Source organism: Pseudonocardia sp. GCM10023141 (assembly GCF_042653605.1).
Map to the genome: position 1 here is coordinate 189,543 of NZ_JBHSIR010000030.1, position 18,268 is coordinate 207,810.

At 72.7% G+C, this 18,268-nt stretch carries 15 protein-coding genes; 11 read left to right on the plus strand and 4 right to left on the minus strand.

Annotated features, from left to right (window positions below):
• Positions 1–55 precede the first annotated feature (55 nt).
• The 4 genes from ACFPFQ_RS18710 to ACFPFQ_RS18725 all read left to right on the plus strand — a co-directional run bounded on the left by ACFPFQ_RS18710 (position 56) and on the right by ACFPFQ_RS18725 (position 5,147).
• The gene (locus tag ACFPFQ_RS18710; RefSeq protein WP_379620452.1) at positions 56–886 is read left to right on the plus strand and encodes a hypothetical protein; all 831 of its coding nucleotides are present in this window, start codon (positions 56–58) and stop codon (positions 884–886) included.
• A gap of 147 nt (positions 887–1,033) precedes the next feature.
• Positions 1,034–1,303: a 30S ribosomal protein S15 gene (rpsO, locus tag ACFPFQ_RS18715; protein WP_379620454.1), complete on the plus strand. Its 270-nt coding sequence runs from the start codon at positions 1,034–1,036 to the stop codon at positions 1,301–1,303.
• A gap of 210 nt (positions 1,304–1,513) precedes the next feature.
• Positions 1,514–3,784, plus strand: coding sequence for a polyribonucleotide nucleotidyltransferase (locus tag ACFPFQ_RS18720; RefSeq protein ID WP_379620456.1), 2,271 nt, complete (start codon positions 1,514–1,516; stop codon positions 3,782–3,784).
• A gap of 28 nt (positions 3,785–3,812) precedes the next feature.
• A complete protein-coding gene (locus ACFPFQ_RS18725; RefSeq protein WP_379620458.1) occupies positions 3,813–5,147 on the plus strand; it encodes a M16 family metallopeptidase in 1,335 nt (444 codons plus the stop codon).
• Here ACFPFQ_RS18725 and ACFPFQ_RS18730 read toward each other — a convergent pair.
• Complete coding sequence (locus ACFPFQ_RS18730; protein ID WP_379620460.1) at positions 5,140–5,949, minus strand: AraC family transcriptional regulator; 810 nt, start codon at positions 5,947–5,949, stop codon at positions 5,140–5,142. The genes ACFPFQ_RS18725 and ACFPFQ_RS18730 overlap by 8 nt on opposite strands.
• A 79-nt stretch (positions 5,950–6,028) precedes the next feature.
• On the opposite strand from ACFPFQ_RS18730, the gene ACFPFQ_RS18735 reads away from it, so the two are divergent.
• The 3 genes from ACFPFQ_RS18735 (at position 6,029) to dapB (ending at position 8,750) form a co-directional block, all read left to right on the plus strand.
• The gene (locus ACFPFQ_RS18735) at positions 6,029–7,075 is read left to right on the plus strand and encodes an ABC transporter substrate-binding protein (protein ID WP_379620462.1); all 1,047 of its coding nucleotides are present in this window, start codon (positions 6,029–6,031) and stop codon (positions 7,073–7,075) included.
• A gap of 24 nt (positions 7,076–7,099) precedes the next feature.
• Entirely contained in the window at positions 7,100–7,579 is a 480-nt protein-coding gene (locus ACFPFQ_RS18740; RefSeq protein WP_379620463.1) for a DUF456 domain-containing protein, read from the plus strand.
• Positions 7,580–7,994: 415 nt separating this feature from the next.
• Positions 7,995–8,750, plus strand: coding sequence for a 4-hydroxy-tetrahydrodipicolinate reductase (gene dapB / locus ACFPFQ_RS18745; RefSeq protein WP_379620464.1), 756 nt, complete (start codon positions 7,995–7,997; stop codon positions 8,748–8,750).
• A gap of 26 nt (positions 8,751–8,776) precedes the next feature.
• On the opposite strand, the gene ACFPFQ_RS18750 is transcribed toward dapB, so the two are convergent.
• Entirely contained in the window at positions 8,777–9,361 is a 585-nt protein-coding gene (locus ACFPFQ_RS18750) for a GNAT family N-acetyltransferase (RefSeq protein WP_379620466.1), read from the minus strand.
• An 82-nt stretch (positions 9,362–9,443) separates the two neighbouring features.
• Here ACFPFQ_RS18750 and ACFPFQ_RS18755 point away from each other — a divergent pair, with 82 nt between their 5' ends.
• Together ACFPFQ_RS18755 and ACFPFQ_RS18760 are read left to right on the plus strand one after the other, a co-directional pair.
• On the plus strand, positions 9,444–10,418 hold the full coding sequence (locus ACFPFQ_RS18755; protein WP_379620468.1) for an EamA family transporter: 975 nt from the start codon (positions 9,444–9,446) through the stop codon (positions 10,416–10,418).
• Complete coding sequence (locus ACFPFQ_RS18760) at positions 10,415–11,644, plus strand: winged helix-turn-helix domain-containing protein (protein ID WP_379620470.1); 1,230 nt, start codon at positions 10,415–10,417, stop codon at positions 11,642–11,644. Before ACFPFQ_RS18755 ends, ACFPFQ_RS18760 begins: the two co-directional genes overlap by 4 nt.
• 83 nt (positions 11,645–11,727) lie before the next feature.
• On the opposite strand, the gene ACFPFQ_RS18765 is transcribed toward ACFPFQ_RS18760, so the two are convergent.
• Positions 11,728–12,984: a DUF4097 family beta strand repeat-containing protein gene (locus ACFPFQ_RS18765; RefSeq protein WP_379620471.1), complete on the minus strand. Its 1,257-nt coding sequence runs from the start codon at positions 12,982–12,984 to the stop codon at positions 11,728–11,730.
• Positions 12,981–13,538, minus strand: a complete 558-nt coding sequence (locus ACFPFQ_RS18770; protein ID WP_379620473.1) for a toxin-antitoxin system HicB family antitoxin — start codon at positions 13,536–13,538, stop codon at positions 12,981–12,983. Before ACFPFQ_RS18770 ends, ACFPFQ_RS18765 begins: the two co-directional genes overlap by 4 nt.
• A 99-nt stretch (positions 13,539–13,637) precedes the next feature.
• Between ACFPFQ_RS18770 and thyX the strand changes: the two genes are divergently transcribed.
• Positions 13,638–14,390 carry an FAD-dependent thymidylate synthase gene (thyX, locus tag ACFPFQ_RS18775; protein ID WP_379620475.1) on the plus strand — a complete coding sequence of 251 codons (753 nt, stop codon included), beginning with the start codon at positions 13,638–13,640 and terminating at the stop codon, positions 14,388–14,390.
• Positions 14,391–14,483: 93 nt separating this feature from the next.
• Positions 14,484–18,266: a trypsin-like peptidase domain-containing protein gene (locus ACFPFQ_RS18780; RefSeq protein WP_379620477.1), complete on the plus strand. Its 3,783-nt coding sequence runs from the start codon at positions 14,484–14,486 to the stop codon at positions 18,264–18,266.
• Positions 18,267–18,268 lie beyond the last annotated feature (2 nt).

An 18,268-nucleotide genomic window follows, 5' to 3' on the forward strand; every position in this document is an offset into this window, starting at 1 on the left:
CGGCGGCTGTCCGCGCGGCACAGGATGGTTCCCAACACGACACAGGGAGCCACCAATGTCTGCAGGACGAGCCAGCACGGTCGTGCTTGCGGCCATCACCGGTATCGCTGGAATCGTGCTCTCCGGGTGCGCGGGCACCGCGGTGGCGGGGTCGCCGCACACGGCGCCCTTCTCGCCCGCGGCCGCCTCGAAGCCCGGACTGATCGGGGGAACCGGCACGAACCAGGCGTCGGTCATCGGCCAGGGGACCGATGACGGCGCGAGTGCCGGTCCGGTCCCCGACCCCGGAGCTGGGGAGCGTCCGGGGTCGGGGAACGGTGCGGGCGGGGACCGAGGGGTCCCGCCCGCCCCGCAACCCGCGCCCAAGCCGGTGTCGAAGCCCGTCGCCCCGCCCGTCCAGAAGCCGGTGTCCCAGCCCGCGCCCCAGCCCGCGCCCCAGCCCGCGCCCCAGCCCGCACCCGTGCCCGCGCCCCAGCCCGCACCCGTGCCGGCGCCGCAGCCGGCCCCGAAGCCCGAACCCAAGCCCGAACCCAAGCCCGAGCCCAAGCCCGAGCCCAAGCCGGAACCCGCGGCCGCCATCGCCAGCTTCAAGGTCGTCAAGCAGCCGTCCTGCCCCGTGCACGGCACGCCCGACGCGCCGTTCAGCTCGCCCGGCAACGGCGTCACGATCGCCTGGAAGATCACCGGTGCCCACGGAGCCGCGCTCGCCGTCGACAACCCCGGCGTCTATGGTGCCTTCGGCAGCGACTACGCCGCGAGCGGCCAGCTGGAGCTGCCGTTCTCGTGCGGGGAGTCCGGTTCCACCACCACGCACACCTACACGGTGTGGCCTGCGGGGGCCAAGAGCATCTCGAAGACGCTCACGGTCTCGGCCCGCGCGAGCTGACGAGCCGGTGGTCCCGGCAGCCGTCGCTGAATCGTGCCTGGTAACGTGGGGTGCAGGGTTCGGCTGCAGTCCGTGGCGGCCGTAACCGTCTTCCGGCCCCATCACGTGGGATCCCCGGCCTCACGGGACGCAACGAAAGAGGACTACGTGGCACTCGACGCCGCACAGAAGAAGACCATCCTGGACACCTACGGGGTCCACGAGGGTGACACCGGGTCACCCGAGGCGCAGGTCGCGCTGCTGACCAAGCGGATCAGCGATCTGACCGAGCACCTCAAGATGCACAAGCACGACCACCACTCCCGCCGCGGACTGCTGCTGCTCGTCGGCCGCCGCCGCCGGCTCCTGAAGTACCTGGCTTCGGTCGACGTCACGCGCTACCGGTCCCTGATCGAGCGCCTCGGCCTCCGCCGCTGATACCCCCGCTGCCCCGGGCCCACCACGAGGGTGGGCCCGGGGTGGCACACCACCAAACTGAACCGTCGCATCGCAGGTAGACGATCCGCCGGTCCTCGGTAGTGGCTCCCGGGACAATGTGAGTCCCGGCGGCTTCGATCGAAGACCGGCTCGGCGCGAGGATCGCGCCCCCGCGGTGTGGCACCTCATCTCAAGGAGATGCCTACCTTCATGACCGATCCTGATGACAACGTGCACGAGACAAGTGCCGTGATCGACAACGGGAGCTTCGGCACCCGTACCATCCGGTTCGAGACCGGGCGCCTCGCGCGCCAGGCCGCCGGCTCCGTCGTCGCGTACCTCGACGACGAGACCATGCTGCTGTCCGCCACCACGGCGTCGAAGCAGCCCAAGGAACACTTCGACTTCTTCCCGCTGACGGTCGACGTCGAAGAGCGCATGTACGCCATCGGCAAGATCCCCGGCTCGTTCTTCCGCCGCGAGGGTCGCCCCGGCACCGACGCGATCCTCACCTGCCGCCTCATCGACCGGCCGCTGCGCCCGTCGTTCGTCGACGGCCTGCGCAACGAGATCCAGATCGTCGTCACGGTCATGTCGCTCGACCCGCAGGATCCCTACGACGCGCTGGCGATCAACGCAGCGTCGCTGTCCACGCAGCTGTCGGGCCTGCCCTTCAGCGGCCCGATCGGCGCCGTCCGCATCGCGCTGATCGACGGCCAGTGGATCGCGTTCCCGCAGTACGAGGACCTGCAGCGGGCCGTGTTCGACATGGTCGTCGCGGGTCGCATCGTCGGCGACGACGTCGCGATCATGATGGTGGAGGCCGAGGCCACCACCGAGACCAACACACTCATCGCCGGTGGCGCCCAGGCTCCCACCGAGGAGATCGTCGCCGCCGGGCTGGAGGCGGCCAAGCCGTTCATCCGCAGCCTGTGCGTCGCCCAGCAGGCGCTGGCCGACGTCGCGGCCAAGCCGACGCGGGAGTTCCCGACGTTCCCGGCCTACCAGTCCGACGTCTTCGACGCCGTCGAGGCCGCCGGTGGCGCCGACCTGGCTGCCGCGCTCACCATCGCGGGCAAGCAGGAGCGCGAGTCGAAGCTCGACGAGGTCAAGCTCAGCGTCCTGACCGCGCTCGAGAGCAAGTTCGAGGGTCGCGAGAAGGAGCTCGGCGCAGCGTTCCGCTCGCTGAACAAGAAGCTCGTGCGCCAGCGCATCCTGCGCGACCAGGTCCGTATCGACGGTCGTGGGCTCACCGACATCCGGCCGCTCTCGGCCGAGGTCGAGGTCGTGCCCCGCGCCCACGGTTCGGCGCTGTTCGAGCGTGGCGAGACGCAGATCATGGGCGTCACCACGCTCAACATGCTCCGCATGGAGCAGCAGATCGACTCGCTCGGCCCGGAGACGCACAAGCGCTACCTGCACCACTACAACTTCCCGCCCTACTCCACCGGTGAGACCGGCCGGGTGGGTTCGCCGAAGCGCCGCGAGATCGGCCACGGCGCGCTGGCCGAGCGGGCACTGCTGCCCGTGCTGCCCACGCGCGAGGAGTTCCCCTACGCGATCCGCCAGGTGTCCGAGGCGCTGGGCTCCAACGGGTCCACGTCGATGGGCTCGGTCTGCGCCTCCACGATGTCGCTCTACAACGCCGGCGTGCCGCTGAAGGCGCCGGTTGCGGGCATCGCGATGGGCCTGGTGTCCGACGAGGTCGACGGCGCCACGCGCTACGTCGCCCTCACCGACATCCTCGGTGCCGAGGACGCGTTCGGCGACATGGACTTCAAGGTCGCCGGCACGCCGGAGTTCGTCACGGCGCTGCAGCTCGACACCAAGCTCGACGGCATCCCGTCCGAGGTCCTCGCCGCGGCGCTGAGCCAGGCCAAGGACGCCCGGATGACGATCCTCGAGGTCATCGGCGAGGCGATCGACCGCCCCGACGAGATGAGCCGGTTCGCGCCGCGCGTCATCGCCGTCAAGATCCCGGTCGACAAGATCGGCGAGCTCATCGGGCCCAAGGGCAAGATGATCAACTCGATCACCGAGCAGACCGGCGCCGACATCTCCATCGACGACGACGGCACCGTGTACGTGGGTGCTTCCGACGGCGAGTCGGCCGAGGCCGCGATCGGCATGATCAACGCCATCGCCAACCCGCAGCTGCCGAAGATCGGGGAGCGCTTCCTGGGCACGGTCGTCAAGACCGCCGCCTTCGGCGCGTTCGTCTCGCTGGTGCCCGGCAAGGACGGTCTCGTCCACATCTCGAAGCTGGGCAACGGCAAGCGCATCGCCAAGGTCGAGGACGTCGTCAAGGTCGGCGACAAGATCCGCGTCGAGGTCTCCGACATCGACAACCGCGGCAAGATCAGCCTGCTGCCGGTCGGCGAGGACAACGAGACGGGTGCCACCACCGCCGACGACACCGTCGTCGACGCGGCCCCGGCCGATGTTCCCGAGACCGAGACCGCCGACGTCACCGCAGGTTGAGAGACCTGAAGGGGCACGGAGTCACTCTGTGACAGATCTCGTCACGCCGGGGGTGGAGGCAGTCGCCTCCACCCCCGGCGTTTCCCGTAGTGACCTTCCCGGCGGACTGCGCGTCGTCACCGAGTCGGTGCTGGGCGTCCGCTCGGTGTCGATCGGCATCTGGATCGGCATCGGCTCGCGCGACGAGTCCGCCGAACAGGCGGGCGCCGCCCACTACCTCGAACACCTGCTCTTCAAGGGCACCAGCACGCGCACCGCGGCCGGTATCGCCGAGGAGTTCGACGCCGTCGGCGGCGAGCTCAACGCGTTCACGGCCAAGGAGCACACCTGCTACTACGCGCACGTTCTCGACACCGATCTGCCGCTCGCGGTGGACGTGCTCGCCGACGTCGTCACCGATGCCGTCATGGCCCCGGCCGACGTCGAGGTGGAGCGCGGGGTGGTGCTCGAGGAGATCGCGATGCGCGACGACGACCCCGAGGACCTGCTCGGCGAGCTCTTCGACGAGGCGCTGTTCGGCGACCACCCGCTGGGCCGCCCGGTGATCGGCTCGGAGGAGTCGATCCGCGGGATGACCCGCGAGACGCTGCACGAGTTCTGGCGGGGCGAGTACACCGCGCCGCGGATGATCATCGCTGCGGCCGGGAACCTGACGCACGCCCACGTCGTCGACCTCGTGGGCACGGCGCTCGAGGCGGCGGCCCGCCGTGCGGGCGCCGGGGCCACTCCCGCTCCGCCGCGCCGGTTGGCCACGGCCCGGCTCGCGGCGCGGCCCGGTGTCGTGCTGCTGGCCGAGGACACCGAGCAGGCGCACCTGATGCTCGGCGTGCCGGGCCTGTCGCGCCACGATCCGCGCCGCACCGCGCTGTCGGTGCTCAACACCGCGCTGGGTGGCGGGCCGAGCTCGCGGCTGTTCCAGCAGGTTCGGGAGCAGCGCGGGCTGGCCTACTCGGTGTACTCGTCGTCCATCGGCTACGCCGATGCCGGCAGCTTCACCGTCTACGCCGGGTGCGCCCCGGAGCGCCTCGACGAGGTCACCTCGGTGATCCGAGGTGTGCTCGCCGAGGTCGCCGTCGACGGGCTGACCCCTGCGGAGGTCGTGCGCGCGCAGGGCAACCTGCGTGGCGGCATGGTGCTCGGGCTCGAGGACACCCCGTCGCGGATGAACCGCTTGGGCCGCTCCGAGCTCGACCACGGCCGCCAGCGCAGCATCGCCGAGAGCCTGGACCGGATCGCGGCCGTCACCACCGAGGAGGTCTCGGCGCTGGCAGCGGAGCTGCTGAGCGTCCCGCTCACCGCCGCGGTGGTGGGGCCCTACGACGCGGAGTCCGACCTCCCGCCGTCCCTGCGCTCCCTCACCTGACGCGGTGGGTGCGGAAATGCGCCGCCGGAGTATGTCCGAAGTGCCTGCGGAACGCCTCGACGTAGCCGGTGGCGGACTCGTAGCCCACCCGCCGGGCCACCGCCGCCACGGGCACCCGGTTGGCCAGCAGTGGCAGTGACGCCTGCAGCCGCACCTGGGTGCGCCAGTCGGTGAACGTCATGCCGGTGCCCGTCACGAACGCGCGTCGCAACGTGCTCGCGCTGGCCCGCAGGTGCAGTGACCACTCCTCGAGGCTGCGCGGGTCGGACGGGGTGGACAGCAGGTGGTCGGCCACCACGCGGGCGCGGTGGTCTGCAGGCACCGGCAGGGCGACGCCCGGGTCGGGGTGGCGCTCGGCGAGCCCGAAGAACAGTGCCTGCGCCGGTTCCTCGACCGTGGCGTGCAGGCCGGCACCGGCCATCGCCAGCATCAGCTCGCGCAGCAGGCCGTCGATCGCGAACACGGTGGGTGTGGTCCAGTCCAGCGGGCAGGCCTGCGGCCAGACGTAGAGGCAGTGCAGCAGCGACGGCAGGCGGTTGTGCGTGTCGTGGGGCATCCAGGCCGGGATGAACAGCGCCCGTGTCGGTGGCAGGACCCAGGACCGGTCGCCGACGACCGCGGTGGTGAGGCCTTCGCTGACCCAGACGACCTGATGCTGGCGGTGGTGGTGCACACCCCAGCCGCCGGGCTCGTCGGCGTCGAACCGGCAGATCCACATGGTGTGGTCGGCCTCGCCGTCGTGGACGTCGAGCACCGAAACCGGACGAATCTGCTCGCTCGACGGTAGTTCGTGAACGCTCACCTGTGCGCACCCGCCATCAGGCGAGGCTAGCCTAATCCGGTCGTTCGTGGTGTGTCACCCACCCGAGGAGAGTCGTCACGTGTCCATTCCGCGCAGGCTCCCCGGCCCCGCCGTCGCCGCGGTCCTTGGCGTCTTCCTGCTGGTGGTGGCGGCCTGCGGGGCGCCGACGGCCCCCGCCGCCCCGCCCGTCCCCGCCCCGGGGGCGGGCACCTTCCCCGTCACCGTCGCCCATGCGTACGGCTCCACGACCGTCCCGGTGGCACCGCGGCGGATCGTGGTGGCCGGGTACACCGAGCAGGACATCGTGATGGCGCTGGGAAGCACCCCGGTCGGGGTGACCGAGTGGTTCGGTGAGCAGCCCTTCGCCACCTGGCCCTGGGCGCAGGACGAGCTCGGTTCCGCGAAGCCGGAGGTGCTGCACAGCACCGAAGCCGGGCCGCAGTTCGAGCGGATCGCCGCGCTGCACCCCGATCTGATCGTCGCGGTCAACGCCGGGCTGGACAAGGTCCAGTACGACAAGCTGGCGGCCATCGCGCCGACGGTCGCCCAGCCCGCGGGTGCCGCGAACACCTTCGCGCCGTGGGACGTCCAGACGGTCCAGGTCGGCAGGGCGATGGGCAAGGAGCGGGAGGCCACCGACCTCGTCGCTGGGATCAAGGCGAAGTTCGCGGCGGCCGCCGCGGCGCACCCCCGGTTCGGGGGCGTCCCGGTGATCTTCCTGCAGGCCCCGTTCTACGAGGGCAAGGCCATCGCGTACCAGAACGGGCTGAGCACGGCGTTCCTCACCGATCTCGGCTTCGTCGTCCCGCCGGACCTGGCCAGGTTCGCGCCTGCCGACGACACGACCCAGGCGTACATCCCCCTGGAGAACCTCGGCACGCTCAACGCCGGGAAGGTCCTGATCTGGGCGACGGAGAACGCGGCGGCCCGAACCGAGCTCGAGGCGCAGCCGCTCTACCGGCAGCTGACCCCGGTGAAGCAGGGCAACCTCGTGTTCACCGAGCCGGAGCTGGCAGGCGCCATCTACTTCACCACCCCGCTGAGCCTGCCGTTCGTGCTGGATCGGCTCCTGCCGAAGCTGGACCAGGCGCTCAAGGGCGATCCGGCCACGGTTCCCCCGGCCTGAGCGCACCCGTGCCATGATCCGCGGATGGCTCTGACGCTGGTCGCCGCGCTGCTGATCGTCATCGGCATCGCCGGCATCGTCATCCCGGTCCTGCCGGGCGTGATCGTGGTGCTGGCGGGGATCGCGGTGTGGTCCATCCCGCGCGGCGACGCCGTGGGCTGGTGGGTGCTGGGCATCTCGGTGGCGATCGTCGTGGTCGGCAGCGTCGTGAAGTACCTGGTGCCGGGGCGCAAGCTGCGCGACGCCGGGGTGCCGGGACGCACGATCGTCGTCGGTGTCGTACTCGGCGTCGTCGGGTTCTTCGTGATCCCGGTTGTCGGGCTGTTCATCGGCTTCGTGCTGGGCGTCTACCTTGCCGAGTTGGCCCGGCTGGGCAGCAGCTCGCTCGCCTGGCCGTCGGCGCGCAGCGCGCTCGGGGCCGTGGGCTGGAGCATCCTCATCGAGCTGTTCACGGCGCTGCTGGCCACCGGGGTGTGGATCGGTGGGCTGATCATCGCGCCGTAGGGCACGCTGAGGTGCGGCCCGCGCGGATCATGCTCGCCGAGGCGCACAGGATGGCCCGGCGTGGGCGCTGCGGTGCGGGTGGGTTGATCAACGCCCACTGGTTCGGTGTTGACCATGACCCAGTAGGCGTTGATCTTCGTGCCGGTGGTCGAGCGCGCACTGGCTCATGATCGAACCGGAACCTGTGGGCGTTGATCACTCGCCCGGCGCGGCGGCGGGCTCTTGCAACGGGGCCGGCGCGGGGGCGTCGGGTGCGCTTCCCGGTAGGTCCCGCTGGCCGCGTTCGGATGGGGATTCTCCTGACAGCCACTTCCCGCAACGTGGTTGCAGGAAAGTGGCTTTCCTGCCATCGCCGCGCGAGGACCCCGGCAATCCGGAACCAGGCCGCCTGCCCGCACCGGATTAGGCTGACCCGGTGGCGGAGAACGAGATCAGGGTCGGCGTGCTGGGTGCGAAGGGTCGGATGGGCGCGGAGGTGTGTCGCGCCGTCGAGGGTGCCGAGGGCCTCGAGCTCGTCACCCGCCTCGACGAGGGCGACCCGCTCGAGAGCCTCGTCGAGAACGGCGTCCAGGTGGTCGTCGACTTCACCCATCCCGAGGTCGTGCTCGGCAACGTCCGGTTCTGCGTCGACCACGGCATCGCGGCCGTCGTCGGCACCAGCGGCTTCGACGAGAAGCGCTTCGCGACCCTGCGCGGCTGGCTCGGCGACACTCCCGGCAACGTGCTCGTGGCCCCGAACTTCGGCATCGGCGCGGTGCTGATGATGCAGTTCGCCCGACAGGCAGCGCGGTTCTTCGAGTCGGTCGAGGTCATCGAGCTGCACCACGCCCGCAAGATCGACGCCCCGTCGGGCACGGCGGTGCACACGGCGGCTTTGATCGCCGCCGCCCGCGCCGAGGCCGGTCTCGGCCCGGTCCCCGACGCCACCACGTCGGAGTTCGACGGGGCCCGCGGCGCCGACGTCGACGGCGTGCGCGTGCACTCGGTCCGGCTGCCCGGGCTCGTGGCGCACCAGGAGGTGGTGCTGGGCACCACCGGGGAGACGCTGACGATCCGGCACGACTCGTTCGACCGGGTCTCGTTCATGCCCGGCGTGCTGCTGGCCGTGCGGGCCGTGCGGGAGCGCCCGGGCCTGACGGTCGGGCTGGAACCGCTGCTGGGCCTGTCCTGAGCCCATCGAACGGGCCCAGAACAGATTCAGACCAGCTTCAGATCCAGCGACCCGGTGAGCCGGACCTCGCGCAGCACGCCCTCGCCGGTGTCGAAGGCACGGGTGGCGCCGTCGGGCTCCCACCCGGCTCTGGCGTAGAAGCGCCGCGACGCCTCGTCGGCCTCGGGGATCCACGCGAGGCCGTAGAGCGAACCGGCCTCGCGCAGCGCTGTGGCGGCCGCCCCGAGCAGCCGCCCGCCGTGCCCGCGCCGTCCCCAGCGCGGCTCCACCAGCAGCACCCCGATCTCGCCCCATGCGCCCGGGCCGAGCTCCGGCTCGTCGGAGACCACCGCGCCCTCCGGGGCGGAGACCACAGCGCCCTCCGGGGCGGTGGCGACCGCCGCGGCGCAGAAGCCGACGGTCCACTCGCCCTCCGTCGCGACGAGGACGTGGTGCCCGTCGCCTGCTCCGACCGCGGCCGTCCAGGCCTCGCGGGCCGCGGGCCCCGCGAGCTGTTCGATCGCGGCAGGCGGCACGAGCTGGGCGTAGGCGGCGGCCCAGGTGCCCGCCTGGATACGGACGATCTCGGCTACGTCGGGAGCGGCGGCGGCGCGCACCGCGGCAAGGGCCATGGCGCATGGATACCCCACCGGCGACCGGTCCCTGTCCACTGGGTGGGCATCCCGGGCGACATCGGTCGTTCGCTATGGCAACGTGCTGCTGGTGGTCCTCTCCGCTGCACCGGCACCGACCCGCACGATGACCGCGATGCCCTGGATCGCGCTCGGTGTCGTCTACCTCCTCTGGGGCACCACCTACCTCGCCAATCGGCTGATCATCGCCTCGGTGCCGCCGCTGTTCGCCGGCGGCGTGCGCTTCCTGGCGGGTGGGGCGCTGCTGGCCGTGGTCGTCGTCGTGGTGGCCGGACCGCGCGTGCTGCGGATGACGCGGGCGCAGTTCGGCACCACCGCGCTGTCGGGTGTGCTGCTGCCGGCCTGGGGCAACGGGCTGGTGTCCACCGCGCAGGAGCAGGTGGCGTCCGGGCTCGCGGCGCTGTTGATCGCCGCGGTGCCGATCTACATCGTGGTGCTGCGCAGGGTGTCGGGGGACCGTCCGAACCGCACGACGTTGGCGGGCGTCGCCGTCGGGGTGGTCGGCCTCGCCCTGTTGCTGCTCGCGGGACCGTCGAGCGGGTCCGGAGGCGTGCTCGGCAACGCATGGTGGGGGCCGTGGCTGGTGCTGCTGGCCGGGCTCGGTTGGGCCACCGGGACGTTCGCCGCCACCCGGCTGCCCGTGCCGCCGAACCCGTTCGCGATGGCCGCGGTGCAGATGCTCGTCGGTGGCGCGGTGCTGATGGTCACCAGCCTCGCGAAGGGTGATCGCCTCGACGTGGCCGCGGTGCAACCGGTCGCGTGGTGGGCCTGGGCCTACATGGCCGTGGTCGTGTCGCTCGCGGGGTTCGGCGCGTTCGCCTACGTGCTCACGAAGCTGCCGGTGTCGACGGCCTCCACGTACGCCTACGTCAACCCGGTGATCGCGGTGCTGCTCGGGGTGCTCGTCGTGGGCGAGCGGTTCTCGCCCGTGCAGATGGTCGGCGGTGCCGTCGTGCTCGTCGCGGTGGTGCTGGTGGTGATGGCAGAGCGCCCGAGCCGAAACGGTCGGGGGCAAGTGGCAGCATCCCCGGGGTGAGTGCACCTCCAGTCGAGACTCTCGGTCCGAGCGCCGTCCGCCGCGCCGCGCTCGCCGCGCAGGGCTTCGCCGATCCGCGCCCGTCGGGGCCGGTCACCCGGCGGCATCTGGCCCGGACGCTGAGCCGCGTGCAGCTGCTGCAGCTCGATTCGGTCAACGTGGCCGTCCGGGCGCACTACATGCCGCTGTTCAGCCGCCTCGGCGGCTACGACACGGCGCTCGTCGACGACGCCGCGTGGTCGCACTCGGCCCGCAGGCCCCGGCTGCTCGTGGAGTACTGGGCCCACGAGGCGAGCCTGCTGCCGGTGGCCGACTGGCCGCTGCTGCTCTCCGGTGCCAAGCGCAAGGGGTGGTGGCGCCACTACGAGTCGCTCGCCGACCCGGCGCTCGTCAACGACGTGCTGGCCGCGGTCAAGGAGCTGGGCCCCGTCGGTGCCGGCACGCTGGAGGCGGCGCTGGGCGGCACGTCGCGCCCGCGCCCGCCCGGCGCCACCTGGTGGGAGCGTTCCGACGTCAAGCGCGTCTGCGAGTTCCTCTTCGGCCGCGGCGATCTCACCACCGGCAGTCGCGTGCACTTCCAGCGGCTCTACGACCTCACCGAGCGGGTGCTGCCACCCGAGGTGCTCGCCGCGCATCCGATCGATCCCGAGGTCGCCGCCCGGGAGCTGTTGCTGCGCTCGGCCGCGGCGCTGGGCGTGGCCACCGAGCCCGACCTGCGCGACTACTACCGCCTCGGTCCAGCGCAGAGCCGCCAGGCCGTCACCGAGCTGGTTGCCGACGGGCAGCTCGAACCGGTCGCGGTGCGGGGCTGGCGCCATCCCGCCTACCGGCTGCCCGGCGCCCGGACGCCACGCCGGATCACCGGCCGCGCGCTGCTCTGCCCGTTCGACCCCCTGATCTGGGAGCGCGATCGCACCGAGCGGATCTTCGGGTTCCGCTACCGCATCGAGATCTACGTGCCAGAGCCGCAGCGCGAGTTCGGCTACTACGTGTTCCCGTTCCTGCTCGACGGGGAGCTGGTGGGCCGCGTCGACCTCAAGTCCGATCGGGCCGCAGGGGTGCTGCGCGTGCCGGGCGCCTTCGGCGAGCCCGGCATCGACGTGGGCCGGGTCGTGTCCGAGCTGGCCGCGGAGCTGCGGCACATGGCCGAGTGGCTCGGGCTCGACGGGGTGGTGGTGGGGGAGCGGGGTGCGCTGGCCGCGCCGCTGGCGGCGGCGCTGGGATGACCCGGCGCCGCAGACGCACCCGGAGACGACACCGCTCCCCGCCCGGGATCCGGACGGGGAGCGGGTGGCCGGGGTTCGGCCGGTCAGACGGCGACGGTGGCGCGCGTCACCAGCACGTCACCGCTACCGGTGCGGCCGCGCACCCGCAGCGCGGGTCCGCCGGTGCCCGGCCGGTCGGTACCGACCTCGAGGTCGCTGCGGGCCTTGCCCGAGCCCGACGAGAGGTCGAGCTCGGCAGCCACCCCGGGGTGCACGGCCACCCGCAGGTCGCCCGAGCCGCTGGTGATGTCGAGGCTGCCGGCGCGGGCGTCGGCGATGTCCAGGTCACCGGAGCCGGTGCGCGCTCCGAGGTCGGCCGACACCGCACCGAGCCGGATGTCGCCGCTGCCGGTCTTGATGGTGGTGCTGCCGCCCAGCGACGTGGCGGCGATCCCGCCCGATCCCGAGCGCACGCTCGCGCGCCCGCCGACCGTGCCGAGGTCGATGTCGCCGCTGCCGGTCTCGGCCTGCGCCTCGCCGTCGACGGTGCCCAGGGTCACGCGCCCGGAGCCCGACTTCACCGCTGCCTTCGCGGCCCGCCCGGTGACGGTGACGTCGCCGGCACCGGTGCGTGCCGCCAGCACCGAGCCCGCCGGCGCGGTGACGGTGACGTTGAGCGGCACCATCCGCAGCGGGAGCTCCTTGGACGAGCGCACGACGAGCCGCTTGCCACCCGCCGACCAGCTGATCTCGGCGGCGCGCACGGCCTCCGCGCCGAGCTGGCCGAGATCGCCGACCGACGGCCCGCCGGTGGCGTTGCCGATCCAGTTCATGATGCCGCTCAGGCCGCGCGTCCACATGCCGCCGGCCCCCGGGTCGTGGCGGATCTCGACACGCACCTCGGTGGCGTCGGCGTCGTCGAGGTGGACGTCGATGCGGCCGTGGTCGATCTGGATCTCCAGGTCGGCCGGCCCGCTGACCGACCAGCTCTCCTCGCGGCTCTCGGCGGCGTCGGTGTCGCCGTCGGAGAAGCTCGTGAAGCTGGACGAGGTGCTGGAGGTGTGGCCGTCGCCGGTGACGTTGCCGGAGCCGAACACCTGACCCGATCCCGTGACACCGATGCTCTCGCCGGTGAGGTCGCCGTGGATGACCGTGCCGTCGGGCCCGTTGATGTGCACGGACGTGCCGCCCGGCGCCCCGTCGGTGCCCTTGGTGGAGTCGGTGGCCTTGGTGGTGGAGACGCCCGGCTGGCCGGGAGCGCCGGGCGTCGCGGTGCCGCCCGGCCCCGCGGTGGCGGAACCGCCCGCGCCCCCGGACGCCGACGCGCTCGCGCTGTTGCCGGTGTTCTCGCTCTCGCTCATCCCTGCACCCACCCTCGGATCCGGCGGTCGCGGTCGCGATCGCGCTTCATGTCGTCCCGGTTGCCGCGGCCGCGGCGGGGGTCGCCCGCGCCGGAGAGCGCGCCCTGCACGGCCTGGGCGACCCAGGAGTTCAGCGACACCCCCTGCGCGGCCGCCGCCTGCTCGGCCTGGCCCTTGATCTGCTCGACGAGTCGCAAGGTGATGCGGGAGATGTCGCCGGCATCGGCACCGCCGAACCCGCCCGGTCCGCCGAACCCGCCGAACCCGCCGAATCCCGACGGGCCGGGCTCCTCGCCTGCGCTCTCGGCGTCGGGGTGGGCGCTGACGGCAACGCGCACGTCGCGGCCGTCCAGGCGGACCTCGACCACGTGGTCGGGCAGCGCGGCGGTCACCTCGGCGGCGAGGTCGGAGAGCGCGTTCATCAACGCGAGGCGGGCGGAGGGTTCGAGGGCGGCGCCGAGCAGCGCGGCGGTGCGTCGCGTCTCCTCGTCGCCTGCCGCCGCGGCGGACGCGAGGTCCTCCCGCAACTGGCTGACGTACTGGCTGAGGTCCATGACGCCACTATGACGTCATCGGTGACGCCAGTCAAGGAACCCGTGATGTCAGAGGACGGCGAGCGGGTGGTGTCGGGGGTCCCGGATAGGCTCCAGGGCATGCCGGAGACCGTGCCACTGGGCGTCCAGCTCGTCGCCAAGACCGAGTTCACCGCGCCCGACGGCATCCCGTGGACCACGGACGCCGACGGCGGCGAGGCGCTCGCCGAGTTCGCGGGCCGGGCCTGCTACCAGTCCTGGGCCAAGCCCAACCCGGCCACGGCCACCAACGCCGGCTACCTGCGCCACATCCTCGAGGTCGGTCACCTGTCGGTGCTCGAGCACGGCACGGTGAGCTTCTACCTCACCGGCATCTCCCGCTCGCTCACCCACGAGCTGATCCGCCACCGTCACTTCTCCTACAGCCAGCTCTCGCAGCGCTACGTGCCGGAGCGCAACGCGGCGATGGTGGAGCCCGACGTCATCGCGGAGGACCCCGAGCTGCACGCGCTGTTCGACGCGGCCGCCGCGGCGGCCGTCAAGGCATACGAGGAGCTGCTCGCGGGGCTGGAGAAGCGCTTCGCCGATGTCCCCAACGCCACGCTGCGCCGCAAGCAGGCGCGGCAGGCCGCCCGGGCCATCCTGCCCAACGCCACCGAGACACGCATCGTCGTCACCGGCAACTACCGGGCCTGGCGCCACTTCATCGCCATGCGGGCCACCGAGCACGCCGACGTCGAGATCCGGGCGCTGGCCATCGAGTGCCTGCGCCAGCTGCAGGTCGCGGTGCCCAACGTGTTCAACGACTTCGAACTGCAGAAGCTCGAGGACGGCACGGAGATCGCATCCAGCCCGTTCGTCACCGAAGGGTGATCCACATGATCCGCCACCCGGGGTAGCCTCGCCCCGTCCGGCAGTGGGGGGTCACTGGTGCGTGGGGCGGTACGGGATCAGGCGCGTTCGGTCGTGCGCGTCGACATCCCGTTGGTCTGCGACGCCGACGACGTGCCGAGCACCCTGCGTGCCGCGGTCCACGGCTGGTCGCCGGTGCGCGACGACGGCACGGGCGACGTCGCGGTGCTCCGGTTGGAACGGGCCGTCCCGGCCGGTGCGCGGATGCCGCCGCTGCGCCGCGTCGACGAGCTCTGGGACCACCGGTTCCGCGTACTGGGCTTCCCCGACGGGCAGCGCGCAGGCGTCTGGTCCACCGGCCGCATCCGCGGCGAGCAGGGCACGCGCTGGTTCCAGCTGCAGAGCGATCCGGGTGACCAGACCATCGAGCCCGGCTTCAGCGGCTCCCCGGTGTGGGACGAGGAGTCCGGCGCGGTCGTCGGGATGACGGTCGCCGGCGACATCAACAGCGCCACCACCACCGCCTACCTGATCCCGATCGACCAGGTGCTCGGCCTCGACCCGGAGCTGCTCCCGTGCCCGTACCGCGGTCTGGATCCGTTCGGTGAGGAGCACTCGGCCTTCTTCTTCGGTCGCGACGACGACATCGAGCGGCTGGCGGGCGCGCTGGCCGGCCACCAGCTGGTGGCGGTCGCCGGACCGTCGGGTGTCGGCAAGTCCTCGCTGGTCAGGGCGGGTCTGGTGCCACGACTGCGGGAGGCGGGGGCGCGGATCGTCGAGCTGCGCCCCGAGGCCGGAGCCGTGCCGGCCGACGCCGTGGCCGCCGCGCTCGCCACCCGCCGGACCGCTCCCGCACCGGATGGCGGGGGTTCGGTGCTCACCGACGTCGCCCCGGATCCGGGCGTCGTGCTCGTCGTCGACCAGTTCGAGGAGCTGGCCGCCGCCGATCCGACCGCCGCCCGCGAGCTGTTGCTGCAGCTCGCCGCCGCCTCGGCAACCGACGGCGTGCAGGTCGTCGTGACGGTGCGCTGGGAGTCGCTCACCGAGCTGACCAACCCCGCCACCGACGACCCGGCCGTGCGCGACACCGTGCTCGATGCCGGGTCGGCGCTGGTCGCGGGCACCGTGATCGTCGGCCCGATGGGCCGAGCGCAGCTGCGCGACGCCGTTGTCGGCCCCGCGGAACGCGCACCGGGCCTGTCGTTCGAGCCGGGGCTCGTGGATCACATCCTCGACGACGCCGGCTCCGAACCGGGCCAGTTGCCGCTGGTCGAGTCGCTGCTCACCGAGCTGTGGGAGCGTCGCGACGGGGGATCGCTGACGCTCGCGGCCTATCGCGGTGCCGGTGGCGTCGCGGGCGCGGTCGCGAAGCGGGCCGAGGAGCTGCTCGCCGAGTTCCCGCCTGCCGAGCATTCGCGACTTCTGCTGCTCGAGCTGGGCTCGCCAGGCGAGGAAGTCCTGGTCCTCGGCCAGCCCGGGAGCGCTGGCAGGGCGCGGGCCATGACGACGGCGCGTTGCTGCGGGGCACCGGGCTGGCCGCCGCACAGCAGTGGCTGCCCGCCCGCACGGCCGATGTCGCCGCACCGGACCAGGAGTACGTGCGCCGCAGCCGGGCCCGCCAGCGCCGCGAGGTGCGGCGCTGGCGCGTCATCACGGCGGTGCTGGCCGTTGCTGGTGCTGGCCGCGGGGGTGCTGGCCGTCGTGGCCCAGCAGCGGGGCAACAGCCTCGACGAGCGGCTGCGCGCCGCCAACGCCGAGAACCTGGGCCGGGAGGCGCTCGCGCGGGCCGCCGTCGACCCCGATCTCGCGGCCCGGTTGGCGCTGGCCGGCTGGCGGGCGGACCCGTCCAGCCCGCAGGCCCGTACCGCACTGGCCACGACATACCTGGCGAACCAGTCGGTCAGCGGGGTCATCGCGGACGCCAGCGACCGGGCCATCGGCGGGCTCAACGTGAGCTCCAGCGGTGACGTCGCCGTCTTCGCCGGTGATCGCGAACCGTACGTCGTCATGCGTGGCCTGACCGGACCGCAACCGCAGCGCTGGGCCGTGCCGGGGTTGCAGCCGGGGGCCTGGCTGCGGATGAGCGGCGACGGCGCGCGGCTGCTGACCGGCGGGCCGGGCGGGCCGACCAGGCTCTGGGACACTGCCTCCCGCACCGCCGTCGGCCTCCCACTGGAGATCCCCGCAGCTGCGGCGGCGAGCATCCAGCTGGCTCCGACCGGGGACCGGATCGCCTGGCTGGGTCCCGTCGCAGCGGGTGGGCGCCCCGCCTTCCTCTGGGACGTCGGCACCCGGCGGGCCGTTGCCCACGCGCTGCCCCCGATCGTCGATCAGGGAGTGGTCGCGCTCGTCCCGAGCGCGGATCCGGACATCGTGCTGATCTCCTACGGGAATGCGGCCGCCGGGGGCACCCGGCTCGCCGTCCGATCCGTCGGCACCGGCGCGGAGCTGCGCAGCTACGGTGCGAACACGCTGTCGGCCGGGCACGGTGCGCTGATCGTCGCCTGCCGGGACTCCCCGGATCCCGCGGGCGCAGCCGCCGTGTCGGTGATCGATCCGGCGAGCGGGGCCGAGATCCGAGGGCTCACGCTGTCGGTCCAGGACTGCAAGCAGGCCCGGATCTCCGCCGACGAGAGCCACCTCGTCGAGACCGTCCGGCAACCCCCGGGCACCGATGTCATCGCGGCGCGGGTCACCGGCCTGACCAGCGGGACGTGGCGGGACACCTTCGTCCCGCCCGGACAGGAGTCGGTCATCCTCAGCCAGGTCTTCCAGTACGCGCCCCTGCTCGCGGCCGTGCCCGCAGGCGCGGCCGACACGACGCTGCTGAAGGCCAGCGGGCGCTCGGTGCTCCAGCTCACCACCACCCCCGCCATGGACCGTGGCGGCCTCCCGGTGCTGCGCAGCTGGGTCGTCGACGGCGGCACCCGGGTCATCGCGCAGACGGCCACGGCCGACGTCGTGTTCGACCGGGCCACCGGTGCCCGGATCGACGACGCCGTGGCCAGGGCGACACCGAGCCCGGACTACGTCGTCAGCCCCGACGGCGACATCATCGTCGTCGGCGGCCGCGACCACCACTTCGATGTCACGGGCAACGGGCCCGGGCTGGCCCCGGCCGCAGGCTACGAGCCGGGGTCCAACAGCGGGGCGGCCGCCGACGGGCCCGGTTCGGCGCGGGACGGCGATCGCGTCCACTTCGTCGGAGCCGGCAAGCTGTCCGTCCTCGATGCCACGACGCTCGCCACGGTCAAGGGCCCGTTCACCGTGGGCGACGGCGGTGCCTACCCGCCGCCGGAGGTCCGACCCGGCCGCCGCGACGAGGTGGCGGTGATCAACGGGACTGGTGCCGTCGAGCTGTGGAACGTCGCAACCGGCAGCGTCACCGCCACGTTGCGGACGCCACCCGACCGCCCGTCCCGGGTCACGTCGATGGCGTTCTCGCGCGACGGGCAGCGCTTGGCGGCCGTGACGAGCCGCCGCGAGATCGACGTGTGGGACGTGGCCACCGGCGCGCAGGTGCGGCCGCCGATCGTGTTGCCGTTCGGGGCGTGGGTGGTGGGGTTCGACGCCGACGGCAACCTGATCACGGGCAACGAGACGACCACCGCAGGCCGTCAGATCGCCTTCTGGAACCTCGACACCGGCCGTGAGTCGGGGTCGATGCGGCTCACGTTCCACGCCATCGGCCTGCTGTCTCGAGACGGCGCGACGCTGGCGCTCGATCCGTTGCAGTGGGTGGCCCCGAACCAGATCGATCTGACGGCGCGACGCTGGTACGACCACCTGTGCACGACGTCGGACCGGCCGTTCGCGGGTCTCGACCTCGAGGCGCTCCCGGACGGCGTCGATCCCGGCTCGCCCTGTTCCCGAGCACCTGCTCCTACTCGTCGGTAAGG

Bases quoted from the DNA above. Each gene is read 5' to 3' on its own strand.
- ACFPFQ_RS18710 (WP_379620452.1), top strand. From the start codon at position 56: ATGTCTGCAGGACGAGCCAGCACGGTCGTGCTTGCGGCCATCACCGGT.
- ACFPFQ_RS18720 (WP_379620456.1), top strand. From the start codon at position 1,514: ATGACCGATCCTGATGACAACGTGCACGAGACAAGTGCCGTGATCGAC.
- ACFPFQ_RS18740 (WP_379620463.1), top strand. From the start codon at position 7,100: ATGGCTCTGACGCTGGTCGCCGCGCTGCTGATCGTCATCGGCATCGCC.
- ACFPFQ_RS18750 (WP_379620466.1), bottom strand. From the start codon at position 9,361: ATGGCCCTTGCCGCGGTGCGCGCCGCCGCCGCTCCCGACGTAGCCGAG.
- ACFPFQ_RS18765 (WP_379620471.1), bottom strand. From the start codon at position 12,984: ATGAGCGAGAGCGAGAACACCGGCAACAGCGCGAGCGCGTCGGCGTCC.
- ACFPFQ_RS18770 (WP_379620473.1), bottom strand. From the start codon at position 13,538: ATGGACCTCAGCCAGTACGTCAGCCAGTTGCGGGAGGACCTCGCGTCC.
- thyX (WP_379620475.1), top strand. From the start codon at position 13,638: ATGCCGGAGACCGTGCCACTGGGCGTCCAGCTCGTCGCCAAGACCGAG.